23 protein-coding genes are annotated in these 19,914 nt (G+C 48.8%); 2 read left to right on the top strand and 21 right to left on the bottom strand.

The features are described 5' to 3' along the window. Positions 1-172 precede the first annotated feature (172 nt). The 17 genes from K331_RS0102090 to K331_RS0102010 all read right to left on the bottom strand — a co-directional run bounded on the left by K331_RS0102090 (position 173) and on the right by K331_RS0102010 (position 13,986). Positions 173-406 carry a DUF2273 domain-containing protein gene (locus K331_RS0102090; RefSeq protein WP_026281248.1) on the bottom strand — a complete coding sequence of 78 codons (234 nt, stop codon included), beginning with the start codon at positions 404-406 and terminating at the stop codon, positions 173-175. Between the two features lie 14 nt (positions 407-420). Beyond that, positions 421-963, bottom strand: a complete 543-nt coding sequence (amaP, locus tag K331_RS0102085; protein ID WP_018886381.1) for an alkaline shock response membrane anchor protein AmaP — start codon at positions 961-963, stop codon at positions 421-423. 70 nt (positions 964-1,033) lie between these two features. Then, positions 1,034-1,444, bottom strand: coding sequence for an Asp23/Gls24 family envelope stress response protein (locus tag K331_RS0102080; RefSeq protein ID WP_018886382.1), 411 nt, complete (start codon positions 1,442-1,444; stop codon positions 1,034-1,036). 215 nt (positions 1,445-1,659) lie between these two features. Continuing rightward, positions 1,660-3,003: an acetyl-CoA carboxylase biotin carboxylase subunit gene (gene accC / locus K331_RS0102075; RefSeq protein ID WP_028588985.1), complete on the bottom strand. Its 1,344-nt coding sequence runs from the start codon at positions 3,001-3,003 to the stop codon at positions 1,660-1,662. A gap of 48 nt (positions 3,004-3,051) precedes the next feature. After that, positions 3,052-3,531 carry an acetyl-CoA carboxylase biotin carboxyl carrier protein gene (gene accB / locus K331_RS0102070; RefSeq protein ID WP_018886384.1) on the bottom strand — a complete coding sequence of 160 codons (480 nt, stop codon included), beginning with the start codon at positions 3,529-3,531 and terminating at the stop codon, positions 3,052-3,054. Positions 3,532-3,786: 255 nt separating this feature from the next. Then, on the bottom strand, positions 3,787-4,584 hold the full coding sequence (locus K331_RS0102065; protein ID WP_028588984.1) for a SpoIIIAH-like family protein: 798 nt from the start codon (positions 4,582-4,584) through the stop codon (positions 3,787-3,789). A gap of 202 nt (positions 4,585-4,786) precedes the next feature. Further along, positions 4,787-5,437: a stage III sporulation protein AG gene (gene spoIIIAG, locus K331_RS0102060; protein WP_018886386.1), complete on the bottom strand. Its 651-nt coding sequence runs from the start codon at positions 5,435-5,437 to the stop codon at positions 4,787-4,789. A gap of 28 nt (positions 5,438-5,465) precedes the next feature. After that, the gene (gene spoIIIAF / locus K331_RS30845) at positions 5,466-6,377 is read right to left on the bottom strand and encodes a stage III sporulation protein AF (RefSeq protein ID WP_051289541.1); all 912 of its coding nucleotides are present in this window, start codon (positions 6,375-6,377) and stop codon (positions 5,466-5,468) included. Positions 6,378-6,381: 4 nt separating this feature from the next. After that, positions 6,382-7,572, bottom strand: coding sequence for a stage III sporulation protein AE (spoIIIAE, locus tag K331_RS0102050; RefSeq protein ID WP_028588983.1), 1,191 nt, complete (start codon positions 7,570-7,572; stop codon positions 6,382-6,384). A gap of 27 nt (positions 7,573-7,599) precedes the next feature. Next, positions 7,600-7,989 carry a stage III sporulation protein AD gene (spoIIIAD, locus tag K331_RS0102045; RefSeq protein ID WP_025681649.1) on the bottom strand — a complete coding sequence of 130 codons (390 nt, stop codon included), beginning with the start codon at positions 7,987-7,989 and terminating at the stop codon, positions 7,600-7,602. A gap of 9 nt (positions 7,990-7,998) precedes the next feature. Next, positions 7,999-8,202 carry a stage III sporulation protein AC gene (spoIIIAC, locus tag K331_RS0102040; protein ID WP_018886390.1) on the bottom strand — a complete coding sequence of 68 codons (204 nt, stop codon included), beginning with the start codon at positions 8,200-8,202 and terminating at the stop codon, positions 7,999-8,001. 137 nt (positions 8,203-8,339) lie between these two features. Then, entirely contained in the window at positions 8,340-8,858 is a 519-nt protein-coding gene (gene spoIIIAB / locus K331_RS0102035; protein WP_028588982.1) for a stage III sporulation protein SpoIIIAB, read from the bottom strand. Further along, on the bottom strand, positions 8,851-9,840 hold the full coding sequence (gene spoIIIAA, locus K331_RS28725) for a stage III sporulation protein AA (protein WP_211237320.1): 990 nt from the start codon (positions 9,838-9,840) through the stop codon (positions 8,851-8,853). The genes spoIIIAB and spoIIIAA overlap by 8 nt, the downstream gene beginning before the upstream one ends. Before the next feature lie 233 nt (positions 9,841-10,073). Further along, positions 10,074-11,327 (bottom strand): aspartate kinase, encoded by a 1,254-nt coding sequence (locus tag K331_RS0102025; RefSeq protein WP_028588981.1) that lies wholly within the window; start codon positions 11,325-11,327, stop codon positions 10,074-10,076. Between the two features lie 249 nt (positions 11,328-11,576). After that, positions 11,577-12,134: an elongation factor P gene (gene efp / locus K331_RS0102020; RefSeq protein ID WP_018886394.1), complete on the bottom strand. Its 558-nt coding sequence runs from the start codon at positions 12,132-12,134 to the stop codon at positions 11,577-11,579. 72 nt (positions 12,135-12,206) lie between these two features. Beyond that, on the bottom strand, positions 12,207-13,277 hold the full coding sequence (locus K331_RS0102015) for a M24 family metallopeptidase (RefSeq protein WP_028588980.1): 1,071 nt from the start codon (positions 13,275-13,277) through the stop codon (positions 12,207-12,209). A gap of 154 nt (positions 13,278-13,431) precedes the next feature. After that, positions 13,432-13,986, bottom strand: a complete 555-nt coding sequence (locus tag K331_RS0102010) for a YqhR family membrane protein (protein ID WP_028588979.1) — start codon at positions 13,984-13,986, stop codon at positions 13,432-13,434. A gap of 190 nt (positions 13,987-14,176) precedes the next feature. Between K331_RS0102010 and K331_RS0102005 the strand changes: the two genes are divergently transcribed. Together K331_RS0102005 and K331_RS0102000 are read left to right on the top strand one after the other, a co-directional pair. Continuing rightward, positions 14,177-15,169: a DUF1385 domain-containing protein gene (locus K331_RS0102005; RefSeq protein WP_028588978.1), complete on the top strand. Its 993-nt coding sequence runs from the start codon at positions 14,177-14,179 to the stop codon at positions 15,167-15,169. 4 nt (positions 15,170-15,173) lie between these two features. Next, the gene (locus tag K331_RS0102000; RefSeq protein ID WP_404821457.1) at positions 15,174-15,500 is read left to right on the top strand and encodes a hypothetical protein; all 327 of its coding nucleotides are present in this window, start codon (positions 15,174-15,176) and stop codon (positions 15,498-15,500) included. Between the two features lie 248 nt (positions 15,501-15,748). Here the strand turns inward: K331_RS0102000 and K331_RS0101995 are convergent, their stop codons facing one another. From K331_RS0101995 to K331_RS0101980, 4 genes are all read right to left on the bottom strand, one after another. Continuing rightward, positions 15,749-16,738, bottom strand: coding sequence for a patatin-like phospholipase family protein (locus K331_RS0101995; RefSeq protein ID WP_028588976.1), 990 nt, complete (start codon positions 16,736-16,738; stop codon positions 15,749-15,751). 108 nt (positions 16,739-16,846) lie between these two features. Further along, the gene (locus K331_RS0101990) at positions 16,847-17,365 is read right to left on the bottom strand and encodes an RDD family protein (RefSeq protein ID WP_051289539.1); all 519 of its coding nucleotides are present in this window, start codon (positions 17,363-17,365) and stop codon (positions 16,847-16,849) included. 315 nt (positions 17,366-17,680) lie between these two features. Further along, complete coding sequence (locus tag K331_RS0101985) at positions 17,681-19,165, bottom strand: DHA2 family efflux MFS transporter permease subunit (protein ID WP_051289583.1); 1,485 nt, start codon at positions 19,163-19,165, stop codon at positions 17,681-17,683. A gap of 108 nt (positions 19,166-19,273) precedes the next feature. After that, positions 19,274-19,858, bottom strand: coding sequence for a TetR/AcrR family transcriptional regulator (locus K331_RS0101980; protein ID WP_028588973.1), 585 nt, complete (start codon positions 19,856-19,858; stop codon positions 19,274-19,276). Between the last annotated feature and the right edge of the window lie 56 nt (positions 19,859-19,914).

Here is a 19,914-nt window from a genome sequence, read left to right as displayed (position 1 = left end):
CTTGTCAACCTCTTGTGAAGCATAGTTACACATTTAGTATGTTCCAACTTACATGCCTGCTCCCATGATACCAAGCATGCTATACAAAAAAACCTGTAATAGCTCTCTCCATGGTTCAAGGGGTACAACGTAGCTGCGGCTCAAGCCTTCTGGAGAAAGCGTATTACAGGTCTCATTTGAACGGACGCCATCGGTCATTCAGCCATTCACCAATCGCTCTCCATGGTATGAGAGAGCCCAGATTGGTATCGCTTCGTCTGCCTAGCGTAAATCCTATGAACACCAATAGTACAAAGAACAGCATATCCCAAAAACCAAACCATAAATAAATAAAGCCGAAAAAAATTCCTGCTACAACGCCTATGATTCGGCCCTTGTATTGATCCCATACTTCCTTCCACTGTATCAGGGAGATCACCTCTATTCCACCCGGCTCTTGAAGCTTGGAGAAGCAGTGACATTAGCTATGTAGACAGACACACTCGATACGGGAATACCAGTAATCTCTTCTACATGGTCATGTACACCCTTCTGGATATCCGACGTCAATGCCGGAATAGACATGTCACCATCCACTACTGCACGCAATGTAATATCCAGACCAGATTCAACCACCCTGATGCGCGTCTTCAGATCACTTACCCCACGATGCTTCGCAGCCGCCTTCAGACACAGATTCTCAATCGTGTCCATAGAGATCTGGATATCTCCATGCTCTGTACGCTGATCGATCGAAGGGGTAGAGGACTTGTCCCGACGAATGGAGATGTAAAAGAATCGAAGACTGATCAGCAGCAACACGCCTGCAATGACATACCCTACAATCTGGAGGTTGTACTCATCTATATAGCCTAGACTAAAGCCGATATTCGTTCCGCTTAGGAGGAAGATGGCTGCAATAGATATTACCCCGATGCTCAAGCTGTAGATGAACAGCAGGAGCCTGTCAATAATTTTAGCCACAAGAGCACAGCCTCCTTAAAATTAGAGTAAACCCTCGACCCATAGGTCGGGGGTTTTTCAGTGACAATGCTTATTTGACCCGTCCAGTCAGATCAGTCTCTTCCACTTTCTCTACAGCCGATTTGAATTGAACGTCATGGATATGCACGTTGACCTCCACTACATTCAATCCTGTCATGGTCTCAATCGAACGCTTGACGTTATGTTGAATCTGAGCAGCAACTTCTGGCAAACGGTTCCCGTATTCGATAATAACGGAGACGTCCACGGCTGCCTCACGCTGACCCACTTCCACTTTAACACCCTTGGACAGATTCTTCCGTCCCAGAAGCTCTGCGAATCCGCCTGCGAGTCCGCCACTCATCCCTGCTACACCTTTAACTTCTACCGTTGCCAGTCCTGCGATCACCTCAATGACCTCAGGGGCAATTTGAATCTCGCCAATCTCAGTACGTTCAAATTCAGTTGGCACAGTGCTCATTCGCTCAACACACCTTTCGGGAACATAAGTTCATCGTTCATGCGACGCATGTACTTATTATTCATACTATATCATTTGGTAAACATTATGACAAACCTTCGCACACAAGCAATCCCGGACTGCTTGCAGAGGCATAACACCGCCAAATTGCCGGCAATTTTTTTACAAATGTAGCTTTGCCAGCTATTCAGCGATACTAGTTAGCCCGACGCAGCTTAGACCTCATTTTCCTCCAGGAATTTGATATCGAAGTCGCCCTTTTCAAAGGTTGGATGCTGTAATAAACGCTGATGGAACGAAATAGTCGTCGGTACACCTTCGATGATGAACTCGGACAAGGCCCGCTTCATCTTGGCGATAGCCTCGTCTCTTGTGCTTCCCCATACGATCAGCTTCGCAATCATGGAATCATAGTAAGGAGGAATGCTATAGCCCGGATATGCCCCGCTATCTACCCGTACCCCTGGACCACCTGGTGCGAGGTAGAAGTTAACTTTACCAGGAGCCGGCATGAAGTTACGATCCGGGTCCTCCGCATTAATACGACATTCAATGGACCAGCCGTTCATAACGACATCCTCCTGACGGAAGGAGAGGACATTGCCTTCAGCGACCGAAATCATTTCCTTGATCAGATCGACACCAGTAATCATCTCCGTAACTGGATGCTCTACCTGAATGCGTGTATTCATTTCCATGAAGTAGAAGTTATTATCCGGACCGAGCAAGAATTCAAGTGTCCCTGCACCAGAGTAGTTAACAGCCTTGGCTGCACGAACAGCAGCCTCACCCATGCGTGCACGAGTCTCATCATCTAGTACCGGACAAGGGGCTTCCTCAATCAGCTTCTGACGGCGACGCTGGATGGAGCAATCACGCTCTCCCAGATGTGCGACATTACCATGCTTGTCAGCGATAATCTGGATTTCGACGTGCTTCATGCCAGTCAGGAATTTCTCAAGATACACACCTGCGTTCCCAAAGGCCTTCTGAGCCTCTTGCTGAGCAGTCGTGATCTGCTGTATGAGCATTTCCTCAGTATCAGCAATCCGGATCCCCTTACCACCGCCACCTGCTGTAGCCTTGATAATAACTGGATAACCAATATCTTTTGCGATCATAATCGCTTCATTCATATCCTCTACCAAGCCATCAGAGCCAGGTATAACGGGTACCCCAGCGTCCTTCATTGTCTGCTTGGCTACAGCCTTGTCCCCCATGCGAGTAATCGCGTCTGGAGATGGACCGATAAATGTAATATTGCAGGACTGGCAGATCTCAGCGAAATCCGCATTCTCGGCCAAAAATCCATAGCCTGGATGGATCGCGTCACATTCTGTCAATGTAGCCACACTCATAAGGTTGGTAAAATTCAAATAGCTATCCTTGGACAAAACAGGCCCAATGCAATAAGCTTCATCTGCTAGTCTGACATGCAGTGAATCCTTATCGGCTTCGGAATATACAGCTACTGTAGATATGTTCATTTCGCGGCACGCACGAATAATGCGAACCGCGATCTCACCGCGGTTCGCTATCAGTATTTTATGAAAAGTCATGATATTTCCTCCTTAGAGCATTGATATCTCTCTGCCCGTTACAGACGCTTACTCAGGCTTGACCAGGAACAACGGCTGACCGTACTCCACCAGTTGACCGTTCTCCACCAGAATCTCGACGATCTCGCCCTTCACTTCAGCCTCCAGCTCGTTCATCAGCTTCATGGCCTCGATAATGCATACTGTAGTCTTCTCATTCACTTTGTCACCAGCACTCACGTAAGGAGCTGCTTCAGGGGAAGCAGAACGGTAGAAGGTACCGACCATTGGCGATACGATCTTATGTAGGTTATCGTTCGACTCAGCTGCCGGGATAGAAGCACCAGTGGCTTGAGCAGGAGCCTGCTGTACAGGTGCTGCAGTCTGAACATAAGGAATGGCTGCAGGTGGAGCTTGCACAGTCACGACCTCGGAACGTCCAGGCTTGCGAATCGACAGACGTGTTCCTTCATTCTCAATCTCAAGCTCTTGCACAGAAGTCTCGTCAACCAGCTTGATCAACTCTTTAATCTCATTCAAATTAAACATGTCAATTAATCACTCCTTCAGCATTCTGCTGGCTCTGTCACAGTCTTGTCCATTATGGCGTTGTCCATATTGGAGCCATGCAACTGTGTCCCGGATCAACACCGGTATGTACAAATGGAGAACGGCCAATGACCGCTCATCGCGTAATGGTTGCCAGTATAACACGATAGCTTTATGTATTATATCACAATAGTTCAAAATGGAAAGAGCCCGGGGAAGAACCCGCCCCGGGCATCTCAATGGAGGCTGATCTGGTTACTCGGCCACATACTGTACACTGATTTTGTCCTGTGTTACATTCAATTCCTTCATCACCCGATCCACGATACCTACAGCCTGCTTCGCATCCATCTTGTCACTCAGGACAACAACCTTGTACTTGTCATTATCTTCCTCCCGTACAACAGCACTGGCATATTGCTGCTGCAGTTCCTCTTCGATACCAGTAATCTTGGCTTGCTTATCCTCCAGAGCCTGAAGCTCACGTTGTGCTGCGGCTGCATCCTCCGAAGCCTTGTCATTCATTGCCGCTGTCAGCTCTTCATGCTTCTTCTGATTATTCACATCTCGCTCAAGCAGGTAATCGTCAATGACAGCTGCAGCTGTCGGCTTGGCATTCTGATCAGCGGCCACCTCTTTCAGCACCTGATCATCTGTCTTGGCTGTCGCTTGTGGCTGCTCTGTTGTCGCGGTAGTCTGCGGCGTAGCTTCCTGATCTGTTGTCGTTGCCTTATCCGACGAGGATGGTTCCTGGGCTCCAGCCGTGCTTGGTGATTCTCCTCCCTGAGCTTCTGTTCCAGTTGTGCCATCAGCCTGAGTGGTTGATGTACTTCCGTCCGTTACGACTTCATTGATAACAAGCCCATCCGGAGTGGATGTATCACCAGTTGTTGTCTCTTGTGCAGCCGAAGCATTCAGATCCGTTACCTGCTCGCTATCAGCTACGGGAGGGTTGTCAGGGGCAGGGCTTTCTGTAAAGAGATAATACGCAGAGAGCACCACCATGAGACTGAGCATGGACACTAACCATATTGTTTGTCTTTTGTTATTCATTCCTTACTTCCTCCTGTCATTCGTTATCGATTACAACATTTCTAGAGCATTGTAGGTGCGATCGCCTTCCTTTATTGACTTCTAATCACACCACATGTCACAAAACTGTGCCTGCATAGACCACATGTCTTCTTAATCCCTATTCGTCAATCCTATTCAAGATAAGTGCTCTTATGAATGCCCTATAGATCATCATGTTTGGTCAAGAACCTGGCTCCCCCTGCTTGCGAGGAACTACGGAGATTTTGTAAGTCGGTACGTTCAGTCCCTTTTGTACCGCATCCGTAATCAGTTGCTTGACGATCCGGTTCTCGGCTCCCTTCGCCACCACCAGAACGCCGCGCACCTGCGGCTTGATCTTCTTCGTAATGATCGGGGTATTCCCCCCTGTTCCTTCATAGGTCACGATCTCACCGTCTCTTGTGTACTGCGTCATATGTCGCTTGCCACCATTCGAATCCGTCTCCTCTGTCTGCTGCTGTGAATCCTTGACATTGCGCTGAACCACTAGCTCCTCAGTGGAGTCGACAGTAACCATGACATCTACGGCCCCTACACCTACTATCTGTTCCAACATGGACTTCATGTTATCTTCGAATGTCTTCTCCATCGCAGCGAAGGGATTCTCCTCCGTAACGGAAGGCTCCATCACCGCAGCAGACCCTGTCTGATTAGGGGGCTCACGGCCTACATTCTCCAGATCAATCGTCTTGACATTCACGAAGGAATAGAACAGCATGATCGCGACCCCGACCAGCCCCAGGATGAGCAGCCAGCGAAACGTGCTGGAGCGCTTAGCTCCGCCAGGCCCATCCCCAATCCATCGCTGCAGCCAATTCTGCCATTTCCCCACCTTCTTCACCTCCCGATTTGATCTACTGCTACAGCTGTGATCCGCCTTGAATTTGTACCATCCCACGCTTCAGTCCCCAGGTCCGTTCCAGCCAATCCGCGAGCCCCTGGAGGTCCTCATCATCTGAGGTAGCTGGAGTGGATTCTGTCTTTTCCTGGCGCCTATCCATTTGTACTCCCCTAGTATCCGAAGACTGGGCACCTGATGTGGTGCTCTCCTGTGCTTGATCAGAGCCAATGGTCGAAGTGCCCACCTCAATCTTGATCTTCTCCACCGGAGCAATGGCGATGGCCTTATCCTCCTCGTTTGGGGCTAGCGATTCCGTCCCTCCTGCAACTACACTTGCATTGGGGGGTACACCAGAACCGTGCCAATTGGTCTCACTTGCAACGTTTGTGCCGGCATCTGAACTCACAGCTTGGGTGCCTTGTTTATCCAGGCTCCCCCGAGGTGCGCCGACTGATGATGTGTGATCCATTCGTACACGAACAGCCGTAATCTCTGTCCCGGTCCGAACGCCCGTCGCTTTGTCCTGCACTGGGGTGAAGGCTACCTCGACCGCTTGCACCCGCTGGCCTGTGTGCTCCTCCACCTGCTCCTTCATCATGGCTGCGACCTGCTTGCCTGCCCAATCGAGCGCCTCCTTTTCCTGTGTCTGATACAGCTTCTCCCCCTCTGCCAGAATCTGCTCTAGCGAAGGCTGTGCCCCTTGTTGGCGTTGCCCCCTGTCCAGCTGTGCACTTAGAACCTGCTTCAATTCCTGAGCACCCCGGAACTGTAGTAATTCAACAATTGGCGACAGCAGTGTGAATAAAATGAGCAAGCTAAGCACCAGCTTCACATAGCGCTCCATGGATCGGCTCGGCAGAATCAGATCTACAAAGGTAGCCAGCAGCACAATCAGGATCACATGCTTCAACCATTCGCCGAGCCAGGACATCGCTTCACCTCATCATGACCGTCAGATTGCCTGCGGTCAGCATTATCGTAATGGCCAAAAAGCACATCAGACCTACGGCAGCTACAGCTGCGAATACGTGCATCATGCCTTTTCCAATAGACTGCAGACAGCTTACGATCGGGGTATTTCCGAGTGGCTGCATAATGGCCGCCGTAACACTGTAGATCAAGGCCAGCGTCAGAATCTTGATTGCCGGAAAGGCACACAGGAAGAGGATAATAATAACGCCCGCAAGGCCGATGGCATTCTTGACCAGCAGCGAAGCTGTAATTACGGTATCTGTTGCATCTGCCAGAGCCTTACCGACTACAGGCACGAAGCTGCCAGTGATGAACTTGGCTGTACGTAATGTCATCCCATCCGTTACAGATGAGGTCCAGCCCTGCACAGAGATTACTCCAAGAAAGATGGTCAGCAGACCGCCGAGTAGACCAGCCCCGATCGTTCTCAGTAGACTGGCCAGTTGTGTCAGCTTGTACTTGTCTGTCAAGGAGCTAACCAGATACAACAAGGCCGAGAAGAAGAATAGTGGAAAAACAATCATATGAATGACATTGGCAATCGTATGGATCATGAACACAATCAACGGGTGCGTTACAGATACAGTTATGACATTGCCCATAGATGCCAACAGTGTGAATAACAATGGCAGCATGGCCAGCATAAAATCAGTCATCATGTCAATCGCTGATTTCGCATATTGAATAGCCACCGTGAAGCTGTTAATAGCAATGATCACAATGACCATATAGCATAGAGAGTAAGCTATTTTACTGACCTGATTTCGTTCGAACGCCGTCTGTAGTGTCTCAAGTACCATGCTCATAATACTGAGCATCACGATCGTAACCAGAAGCTTCGCATTCACCGCGATTTCTTGCCACAGAAATGCTCCTAGCGCTGATAGTGCACCCTCCAGCGTGAACTTATCCTTGCCGGGCAACAGCATATCCATGAAGGAAGGCGTATGCTGCTGGGGGAAAAACCCTCCATACTGCTTCATGAGCTGGTCCCAGTACCGCTCGACCTCATCCTTGGGCAGGCTCTCTGCCTGGCTTCTGACCCATTCGTTCACAGTCGAATCCGCAGGACTGGCCTCCAGCACTGCCCCGGACCACAGCGACAAGAAGAAGACGCAGATGATCACCCGTACTCCTACAGCAGCGTATCTCACAATCAGCTCTCCCTTGGGTGCAGACAATCACACCGGCATAAGCTTCAGAATCGTTTCGATGATGATTCCGATGATCGGCAAGGCAAGCACCATAATCAACACTTTCCCCGCCAGCTCAATCTTCGAGGCAATGCTGTCCTGTCCCGCATCCCTCACAATCTGGGCACCAAATTCTGCTATATAAGCAATACCTATAATCTTCAAGACAGTCTTGAAATAGATCATGTCCATACCTGAGGAGCGAGCCAATCGCTCCAGCATGGCAATCACGCTACCGATCTTCCCGATCAGCATGAGAAATATCAAGATTCCGGTCGCGGTCGCTATCAGAAATGCGAACATCGGTTTTTGTTCTTTAATTGTTAGAATGAGTACCGTAGCGATCAGTCCGAAGCCGACAACCTGAATGATTTCCACAGGCTTCACCTACTGAAACAAAAATATGGATTTAATCTCTTGCAGCAGCTCATCAAGCAGCCGGACCACCATAAAGAGTACAACCACAAACCCGATTACAGTGACCCAATGAGCCATATCTTCCTTGCCCATCTGCTTGAGCACGGTATGGATCATCGCAATGATGATCCCGATTCCCGCGATTTGGAATATTGCGTTAACCTCCAGATTCATTCGAGCACCTCGCTAATACCAGCATTTTGCATCCTGGGAATAGTCATGCTATCAGGTACAATATATAGGCGAACATACACGTTTCGATATATATTGAGGGATTGACGATCGCTTGATCTGTGAAGATGCAAAATGCTCTAATACATCAAAATGACGATTAATGCTCCGATCAGCAGCCCCATATTTCTGCTCAGCTTCTCATACTTCATCTGCTCACTTTGCGCCGTCGCCTCCTCATGCTTGAGCTGCTGCACAGCTAAGGTGATATGTCTTAGTTGATCCTCTCGGTCACTAAGACCAAGGCTATAGGCGAGCTGCAGCATCGTATCCCGTTCCGGGTTCTTCATACTGGTGTTTCCCCAGCTCTTGTAGATCGCTTGGTGCAGGCTATCTCTGGCTGTCAGCCCTGAGGCGGGCTGCATGGCACCAGCAGCTTGCTCGAAGAGCTCTCGCAAGGGCTTGCTCATCGGCATAGCAGCCTTTTTCAGCGCTTCCGGCAGAGGAGTGAGACCATAGCTAATCTCAGTGACCAACCGCTGCAGTCCCAGGATCATCTCCCGGATCTGTCTGGGCCGCTCAGCAAAATGTCTTGCCCGGTGCCAGCCGGCGACCGTCGCCGCAAGCATGATCAGGATCGCTCCCAGCAGCTTACCCATACTCTCGGCCCCCTGGTGACGATTCAGCGAGCGTCATCATTCGCTGCTTGGCATCCGCTATGCGGAAGGACACTCCCCGGCTCGTCCGCTCAAGCTGGACATACATCTGGAATATCTGCTGCGCAGTCACGCTGGCAAGCCCTGGCCTTGCAGCGACCTCTGCCAGATCCCTGCCGTGGACTGAGGCGATGACGCTGATTCCTGCATAAAGTGCTTCACGCACTGCATCTGCATCCTCAGGACGGCCGATTTCATCGACAATTAGCACGTCAGGAGACATGGAGCGAATCATCATCATCATGCCTTCTGCCTTGGGACATCCATCCAGCACATCCGTTCGGGGCCCAACATCGAATCCAGGAAGTCCCTTGTAGCTGCCTGCAATCTCGGATCGTTCGTCAATGATGCCTACCTTCATTCCCATAGGCACCCCTCCCTTACGGCTCTGCCAGCCTTGACTCAGCTGTCTTGCGAGGTCACGCAGCAGTGTTGTCTTTCCTTGCTGTGGAGGCGAGATGATTAAGGTATGCAGGACTCGCTTCGTCTTGGTATCGAGCAGGTACGGAAGGATTCTGTCGGCTACACCCGGGACTGCACGTGCAATACGGATGTTAAAGCTATTGATATCCCGCAGATGTTCGACCCGACCTCCACCTAATACCGTCCTTCCAGCCAGCCCGACCCGGTGACCGCCAGGAAGTGTAATGAATCCTTTTCGCAGCTCCTCCTCCAGCGTATAGAGAGAATGGTTGCTGATCAGATCCAGTAGCCTGTGTGTATCCTCCCGTCCTGGCTTGTACGCCTCCGGTTCCTCGTGTGTTGTTCGGCCATCCCCCGTGACAAAATAATGCTCACTCCCTGCATTTATTTCCAGTGGCCTCTGTTCCCTCACCCTGACTTCCTCCAGACGCTCAAAGAGCGTCGCTGGAAGCTTTCTCAGCATCATGTTCAGAGGCTCCGGGATAAAATCGAGCCATTGCATTGCCATCCTGCTTCCTCCTAACCCAGTCTGCTCTAGCTGACTTCTATCTCTTAAGACAAGTCTATGCTTGGACGAAGCGATTATGACAGGATTCAAAAGAGAGAATATAAGTGCACGTAAAAAAACAACGGTAGCTCTGAATTGAATCAAAGCTACCGTTGCATAAGCACGAGATCATCATTTCTGGGGCATACTCCCAATCTCGTAAAATATTCAATTATCGTTGTAATCTACTATCTGCGTTCTTGTGGTCCGCCTACGCTAACTTGCTCTTCGGTATCGAGATTGTATGCTGTATGAAGCGCTCTGATCGCATCATGCAGCTTCTCTCCATCAATGACACAGGACACCTTGATCTCCGAAGTACTGACCATCTTGATGCTTACGCCAAGCTTCGACAATACTTCGAACATACTGGCTGCTACACCAGGATGGCTTACCATGCCAGCACCTACGATCGAGATCTTCACAAGCCCGTCCTCCGTTGTCACCTCACGGTATGGTACCTCTTGACGAATACCTTCCAGAACCTTGACAGCTGCAGCCTGATCGGACAGTGCTACTGTGAAGGAGAAGTCTGCTTTCCCTTCCATTACACCGCTTTGGACAATGATATCCACGTCGATCTTGGCATCAGCCAGCGCTCCAAATACTTGAGCCAGCACACCAGGCACATCCACTACGCCCAGGATGCTGATGCGAGCTACATTTTTATCATATGCAATGCCGCTAACTACTACACCTTGCTCCATGACTGCTTCCTCCTTCACAACCGTTCCTTCATTATAATTGAAACTGGACCGTACAATCAGCGGCACCTTGCTGTGCTTGGCATATTCTACAGCACGAGGATGCAGGACCGCTGCTCCGAGGTGGGCCAGTTCAAGCATTTCATCATAAGAGATTTCCTCCAGCTTGCGCGCAACCTTTACGATCCGCGGATCTGTTGAATAGATGCCGTCTACATCTGTATAGATCTCACACGCATCTGCCTTGATGGCACCGGCCAACGCAACGGCTGTCGTATCTGATCCACCCCGTCCCAAGGTGGTAATCTCGCCACTCTCGGACTGACCCTGGAATCCGGCCACGATGACAATCTTATCTGCCTCCAGAGCTTCGAGTACACGTGCTGGCTTAATATCCAGAATGCGTGCACGCCCATGCTCAGATTCAGTTACAAATCCAGCCTGCCAGCCAGTGAATGAGATCGCTTCTCTGCCTAACTGATGCAGGGCCATAGACAACATGGCTATGGAGATCTGTTCCCCGGTCGTCATCAGCATATCCATCTCTCTTGCAGGAGGATTCTCATTGAGCAGCTTGGCTTGATCGATGAGATCATCCGTCGTATCACCCATAGCAGACACAACCACTACGCACTTGTGCCCTTCATCTTGTTTTTCCGCAATGCGTTTGGCAACACGCTTCATTCGCTCCGTATCTCCTACAGAGCTGCCTCCAAACTTCATAACATACAAAGACAAAGCTATTTCACTCCCTCAAACTACACATTATGCAGTGTTTTCCAAGCTGTACCCCGAGCGAATAGACATCCACGGGCATAACTTTAATACAGTATAATACGAAAGTATTACCGTGTTCCATTGTTTTTTTACAGAAGTGTTTATCCGTTTCACATTATCAATGAGGGTCATCCATTGCTGTTCGCATAGGCCGAAAAGCTTATACTAAAAAACCTGCCTTGAAGAAGGCAGGTCTAGAGCAATAATCAACTATGCACGGGAGATGTATTTTCCGTCACGAGTATCAACGAGCAGAACATCGTCCTGGTTAATGAACAGTGGAACCTGTACATTCAGTCCAGTTTCAACCTTAGCATTCTTGGTTGCACCAGTAGCTGTATTTCCTTTGATGCCTGGCTCAGTCTCAACTACCTTCAGCTCAACGCTGGTAGGCAGGTTGATCCCGAGGATTTCGCCCTGGTAGCTGACGATGTGAACGTTCATGTTTTCTTTGAGGAAGTTCAATTCCCATTCCAGCTGCTTGCTGTCCAATGTGAATTGATCGTAAGTCTCGTTGTCCATGAAGGTATGCTCGTCTGCACTTGCATACAGATAGGATACGCCACGATTCTCGATTTGAGCACGTCCGATTGTCTCGCCTGCACGGAACGTACGCTCTACTGTATTACCATTACGCAGATTCTTCAGCTTGGAGCGGACAAAAGCTGCGCCTTTACCTGGCTTTACATGTTGGAAATCCAACACGGTAAAAATGTCGCCGTCTACCTCTACGGTAAGACCTGTCTTAAAATCGTTAACGTTAATCACTAAAATACCCCTCCTAAGGTGTCCATCAATACCCTCTGCACCACTTTATGTTGCTGAGGTTCACTGCCATATTTACACAATGGTAAATTCCTTGCTTGAGCTGGTCAATATGCGAATACCATTATCGGTAATGACAATGTCATCTTCAATCCGCACACCACCGAGTCCTGGCAAATAAATGCCTGGCTCCACTGTTACCACCATGCCTGGCTTTAATACATCATCACTCAGCTTGGACAGACGAGGGGATTCATGTACCTCCATGCCCAAGCCATGTCCGGTACTATGCCCGAAATATTCCCCGTACCCATGTCTCGTAATGACATCACGGGCCAGAGCATCCGCTTCACGACCTGTCATGCCTGCACGGATATGCTCCAGCGTGTGAAGCTGTGCCTCCAGCACGACATCATAGATCTCACGCAGCTTAGGCGCAAGCTCACCTGTTGCCACTGTACGGGTCAGGTCAGAGCAATAGCCGTCCAGCAGCGCCCCGAAATCGAAGGTGATCAACTCATTCTTCTGCACTACCTTGCTGCTCGCTACGCCGTGTGGCAATGCCGAGCGCTCGCCTGAAGCAACAATGGTGTCGAAGGAGGAGGAAGTAGCCCCACGGCTTCTCATGAAGAATTCCATCTCGAGATCCAGCTCACGCTCCGTAATTCCCGGCTTGATCTTGGGAAGAATATGAGCAAATGCAGCATCAGCTAGATCAGCAGCACGCTGCATCAATTCAATCTCATTCGCATCCTTGTACAGACGCAATCCCTCGACCAGGCCCGATACCGGAACAAGCTCGATTGTCGCCAGCTTCTCGCCATATGCAGTGTAGCTGCTATAGCTTACATGCTCCTGCTCGAATCCCAGCTTGGTAATACTACGTGCTGTAAGTAGCTCTCTTACCGTATCCATGACCTGCGGTGCATGCTCAACCACCTGAAAATCAGGGGCTTGTGCAGGAGCCTGTGTCATATAGCGGAAATCAGTGAGCAGAATACTGTCATGCTCCGTAACCAGCACATAGCCTGCTGATCCGGTAAAGCCAGTCAAATAGCGACGGTTCACAGGGCTTGCAACTAGCATAGCCTGTACATTTCGTTCACTCATAGCGTGACGAAGCTGATTCACACGATTGTTCATGATCGGTCAATCCTCTCTTTTCGGTCTTGCAAGACTTACAGATTCCCCAAATTACCAAAAGCTATTTTACCACACGATGCGTATGCTTGAGAAGTTTTTGTTCTTGCTCGCGCTCGCTTCCTTATATACATACATCCTAGATAAGCTTTTCATCCCATCATTCAGAGCTTGTTAGTTTGTCCGTATCACGTACTCGATCATCTGTGAACTCTACCGAAATGGTGTAGCCAATGAATAATCCCCAGATTAACATAAGGCAAAAATCTGTGAATATCGAATCCCAGGTGGAGCGGTTAACGGGCGACATCATACCAAGCTTGGGTCCAGCCAGCACAAACAGGATTGCCCACCATACCACACCGTAAATCATACCTGGATACGGCCCCTTTAAAGTCTTGATCGTTAGTGCATACAGGAGAGAGGCCAGCACCGAGAAGGCGATGAAGAACAATAGCCCCGTAATCTGTCCAGCACCGCTGACAATAAAGGAGTGGCGAAAAAAAGGCTCAGCCAGAAACCCCGGCTCCACCCGCGTAAAATGCATGTAGTGGCTTAACCAGCGTACACAACCCCAGATGACCCCGGCGAAAAAGCCCGTCAGCATGGAGAAGCTAACGACCGAGGTTTTTCCTTCCGACACCTGATTGGCAATACCCATGCGCCGCTTATTTCCATCATGCTGCCTGCTTCCGATATGTTGTCTATGCTCCATTAGTTACCGTACCTCCTGAATTGTAGCGACATCGTTTTTTGTAGTATGTTCATCGGCTAGAAATGTTATTGAAAATTCGATACAATAAATGCAGACACAGCATGTTTACACACTGCTGATCGTAAGATAATCATTTCATAATCAGATAGGGAACGCTGTTAACAGCATCCCGGAATGGAAGGTGAACCGTTTGTCTCAGACATCCAAACCCGCCATCTACGGTGGTCAGGCGGTGATTGAAGGTGTGATGTTCGGCGGCAAGCGTGTCAACGTCACAGCCGTACGCCGCAAAAATGGCGAGATCACATATTTAGAGGTACCGCGTAAAGAGCAGCCCTTGCTGAACAAGCTTCGCAAGATTCCACTACTGCGTGGGATTGTCAGCATCATAGATTCCAGTGCCAAAGGAACACGACATCTGAATTACTCAGCAGACGCCTATGCAGATGATGAGCTTGATCCGGAGGAGCGCGCGGAGCAAAAAGCTAAAGAAGAATCCAAGTGGAGCCTGAGCATGATTATCGGAGTGGCTGCCGTCGGCATTCTCTCTTTTCTATTTGGTAAAATTGTACTGACGCTCGTCCCTGTCATGGTTGAGGAATTTCTCTTCGGCAACCTGTTCACAAGCCAGGTGCTTCATAACATGTTGGAAGGTGTCATTAAGCTGATCTTGCTGCTCGCTTATCTGTGGGGAATTTCTCAGACTCCGATGATTAAGAGACTGTTCCAATATCACGGTGCAGAGCATAAAGTAATAAGTGCCTATGAAGCTGGCGAGGAGCTTATACCTGAGAAGGTGCAGAAGTACAGTCGACTTCACTATCGCTGCGGCAGTAGCTTCATTATGTTGACGGTCATTATCGGTGTTATTGTGTATTCCTTGTTCCCTTATGACAACATTTGGGAGCGGATGGGTCAGCGAATATTGCTGCTCCCGCTGGTGCTTGGTCTGTCCTTCGAGCTGCTGAGAATTACGAATGCTCTTAGAGACATTCCTGTGCTTCGTTATTTGGGATATCCCGGCCTGTGGCTGCAGCTGCTCACTACCAAGGAGCCTAGCAATGATCAGGTTGAGGTATCCATCGCTTCCTTCAAGCGTATGCTTGCCTTGGATGCGGAGCTTGAGAAGAATCCTGTGCAAGAACAGTGGAGTAGCTCATCTCTCGATCCTGTGAAAGGGTGAATCAATGATGATCAGACATGCGGTGATCTTCTATGTAAGTATTGCACTGGCAGCCTGGGGGATTGCAGACGTCCTGATTCGGGGTGATTTCGGTTCATTAATGATGCTAATGATTCCGATCGCCATTTTTGGTGTCGTATTTCTGCTGTATAAGTTCCCTCCAGGCAGTCGAAGACGTAAGATGCCCAAGGTGAAGCCGTCCGCACGTACCATGGCTAAGGTAGCGAGCAGTCGCAAGGCTCAACCATCGAAGAAGCGCAAGGAATATCCTTTCTACGTCATTGAAGGCCAAAAAGGCAAAGAAGACGAGAACATCCCTAAATATCACTAGCATTCATACAAAACGGTCAAAGTCAGGCACTCTTAGAGTGCTGAGCTTTGACCGTTTTTTGTTAAGAACATGGAATTTATATGGTTGCAGCGAAGCTGGACAATTCGATACTCGATGATCGCAAGCAAAACTTCAGTTAAACGCGGTCTGGCTTCTGTGCGTCGATAGACGTTTTTTCATGCCTATAGTTATGGCTATGCTTATAGCCCTCTCGATCACCATGGTAATTGTTATGACGATGGTTATGGCTATTTCATTGCGAAAGCCGAGTCCTTCAGTAGCTGGAACTTCTTGAACTGCGTCTGGTAAGCAGCAACGCTCCAATTGCGGAAGAAATCATTGCCTGCGTGCAGACCTGACGAGTATAGCTGCTCTCCCTGCTCAGGTGATAGATTGAACTGCGTCGTGCGCACACCCAGGGCAGGAATCTTGATCGTACGGTAGCGATTCTCCTGCTCGATATATCGCTCATCGTGTGCAGACAGCATCGTGTCCACAATCGCCTGTAGCATACTGAGTGGTCCACGAATGAAGGCAGTCTTGGTCTCGTTTTTCCCCACAATCTGAAAGCCTACTGTAGGTATATCCTCCGCTCGTTTTCCCTTCGCTGCACGCTCCTGATCGAATAGCCATAGCGGCAGGTTGCTGAGAATGGCTCCATCGACCACATAGACGAATTGATTAGAGAACTCCTGCCCTTTGGCCAGCTTGGTATTGAGCCGGATCATAACCGGATCGAAGAAATACGGAATACTTGTGCTCATCCGGATGGCCTTCGCTACCTCGAACGAATGTGGCTCTAGCCCAAAGCGATTTACATCATCAGGGAGTACTAGGATGCGTCCATTGGTAATATCGGATGCAATGACCCGCAGCTTGCCTGGTGGAAGATCTCCAAAGGTCCGAATGCCCTTAGCACGAAGCAACTCCCGGACCCAATGCTCTAGTGCCTCTCCGGAATACAGTCCCTTTTTTAACCAGATTCGCGCAGCGGGACCAACCCATCTTACATTGAACAATGGAGAACGGTGCAGTAAGCTAACGAACGGCGTCTCCAGAATTAGCTCCTTCATTTCTTCTCCAGTGTACCCCGCGGCAATGAGGGCAGCGACAATCGCACCAGAGGAGGTACCGGCCAATCGATTGAATACAACTCCGTTCTGCTCAGCTGCGCGAACTGCACCAGCCAGCGAAATCCCTTTCATCCCTCCGCCTTGAAATACACCATTCATAAGCATGACAAATAACCCCCGTTCCCGTTGTGATACATGTATATGGGAACAGGGGTTGTTTATATGCGAATCATTTATATACGTAATTATTAGTGCAATGGCGCAAGTATAACATTAGAAGCGACTAGGGTACTTGTGGAGATCAATACTCTCCGGGGTATCCATGTAGCTTGCCTCTGCTCTTACAACGACCGTGCCTGCAATCATATCATGGAGTGAACGCTTATCTTGCCTGAAGATAACCATGAAGAAGCTAACAATATAACCAATACCAAATGTAAAAACATATGCAATTCCTGCTACGAGTACCCGTAATAGCATGTTACCAATGTTAGGCGATTCAAGTGTCGTGTGCTTGGCAATTCTGATACCACAGATGCGTTTTCCAATCGTTCTGCCATTCCAAAAAACAGGGAGCAACAAGGCATACAGGAAATACACCAGATTTACTATATTTTTAATAGTTTCATCTCTTCCACTGCTTTCCTCTATGACTGTTCCAGTGTATCCTTCCACAAATCCATTCATGAATCCGCCAAAAAAGCCCAGACCAAAGGACAAGGGAAGTACGATTATCAACATATCCAGAGCAAATGCCCCTAATCGTATCCAAAATCCAGCTTCTCTTCTCATCTCTATTAATCCTCCCTAATCTTTTCATCAAGTTCCACACTCAGGAAGCTGGAATCTGACCATCTCAATGTAGCCACTACGACCAAGCAAGTCAAGGAATTTATTGTAAAACGAACTTCGGAACTCATAAATCGCCTCAATCATTCAAAATCAGATATGTACAACGCACGCTATTGGGCATCATGGATTAAGTTATTACAAGCCAGGAGTGCACATAAAAAAACTGCGCTTCGTTGTAGGCAATACCTACACACGAAACGCAGTTCATTAGTTCTAAGCTTTTAGTATAGATCCACATGATTTTGATCACAAAACTTAATGCATAGAACCTTGCTGACCTTGTCCTGTCACCTTCACACGCTTGATGAAGAAAGCAACGATCAGACCGAGCACAGCAAGCAGCAGTGCGAACAAGAAGGCACTTTGAGCACCTGCTGTATAGGCCAGTTGTTCGGTTGCCATAGCAGGATCCGTTACACTATTCAAATAACGAGTCTGCCCTGCCGCCAGAATACTCACGGCCAGCGCTGTTCCGATCGCTCCAGCTACCTGCTGCAACGTGTTCATAATCGCTGTACCATGTGGGTAATATTCAATTGGCAATTGATTCAGACCATTCGTCTGAGCTGGCATCATAACCATCGAAATCCCGATCATCAGGAAGATGTGCAGTGCTACAATCAATCCGAATGGAGTTGTGTTATCAATACCCGACAATACGAACAGGACAATAGAAATTACAGCCATCCCGATAATAACAAGCCAACGTGGGCCGAATTTGTCAAACAATCTTCCCATAAATGGAGACAAGAATCCATTCAGCAGACTTCCCGGTAGCATCACAAGACCGGCCGCGAGAGCTGTAGCCTGAAGTCCCTGTTGCAGGAACATCGGCAAGATCAGCATGGTGGACAACATCATCATCATACAAATGAAAATCAGCACCAGACCAATCGTGAACATCGGATATTTGAAGGCGCGCAAATCCATCAGCGGTTGTGGCATGCGAAGCTGACGAATCGCGAACCAGAGCAGCGAGATACCACCGATCACAATTGCTGCAATGACATTCGGACTTGTCCAGCCCGCAGCCCCGTCACCGTGGCCACCTGCACTACTGAAGCCATACACAATTCCACCAAAGCCCAGTGTAGACAGAACTAAGGACAGCACATCAATCTTTGGCTTGGTCAACGTCGAGATATTCGGCATGAACAACAGACCGAATAGCAGGGAAATAACAAAGAACGGCAGAGAAATCCAGAAAATCCAATGCCAGCTAAGATTCGCAAGAATAAGACCAGATACGGTAGGACCACTAGCTGGCGCGAACATGATTACGAGACCAATCAGCCCCATGGCGGCTCCCCTTTTCTCAATCGGGAAGATCACCAGAATCGTATTGAACAACAGCGGCAGCAGCAATGCTGTACCAGTCGCCTGCAGTACGCGTGCCACCATCAGTACTTCAAAGCTTGGGGCTATGGCAGCAACTATGGTACCTGCAATAGAAAATATCAATGATGTCGTGAATAGCTGTCTGGTTGAGAACCATTGCAGCAATAGTCCAGATGTAGGAACCAGTATCCCCATGACCAGCAGATACCCTGTGGTCAGCCATTGAATAGTGGTTGGACCTACCTCAAGCAGCCTCATGAGTGGAGTCATGGCTACATTTAGCGCCGTCTCACTGAACAGTCCCATAAATCCACTGAGCAGCATGGCGAATAAAATGGGTAATACCTTATATTGTTTGTTATCTTTCTCTTGTTGTTGATCTTTAGTAAGATCGGCATTCATGGTCGCTTCCACGATCCATCCTCCTCTATCCAATGATAAGTTAAACCAAATAAATTACGCTTTAAGTTCAACCTATCTCTCTGTAAATATTCTGTGTAATAGCAAAAACTAAGCCTCTTGCACAGGATTCCTTGCCACTTTGACCAAAAATTCGGCCGCCGTGAGTAGCGGTGTCTTGTCCTGGCGAGTCAAGCTAATAATCAGGGCTCCCTCCATGAGGGAAATAATAAGCAGAGCAATCTCCTCCGCTTGTTGATCAGAGAAGCCGTCTTTGTGTAGACTTTCAGAAATAATCTCCTGCCAATCCACAAATACAGCCTGGGATGCCTCGCGCAGGCGTGGGCTGACGCAGGCCGTCTCAACAGCGGCCCACAGGCTGAAGGGCATGAACCCCGTATAGCCGTTGCTCTCCGCTTCATCCGCCATGGAACGAATAAAAGCCTGAATCGCATCGGCAGTATTGTCGTACTTTGCAAAAAACTCCTCAAACCGGCTCTTTATGTGTAGATTGGTCTGATGAATGCATTCATGAGCTAGCTCTTCCTTGCCCTGAGGGAAATAATGATATAGGGAACCCTTTGGCGCCTGACTTTCCTTCAGAATCTGGTTCAGACCTGTAGCATGATAGCCTTGTGAGAAGAATAATCTTGCGGCTGTATCAATGATTAAGTCCTTCGAGCTATTTTTTTTCACACACACACTCACACCCTTAAAATTTAATATAACAATTGGTCTACATAACTATATCA

It is taken from the genome of Paenibacillus massiliensis subsp. panacisoli DSM 21345 (assembly GCF_000426545.1).
GTDB lineage: Bacteria > Bacillota > Bacilli > Paenibacillales > Paenibacillaceae > Paenibacillus > Paenibacillus panacisoli.
This window is presented reverse-complemented; position numbering and strand designations above follow the sequence as displayed.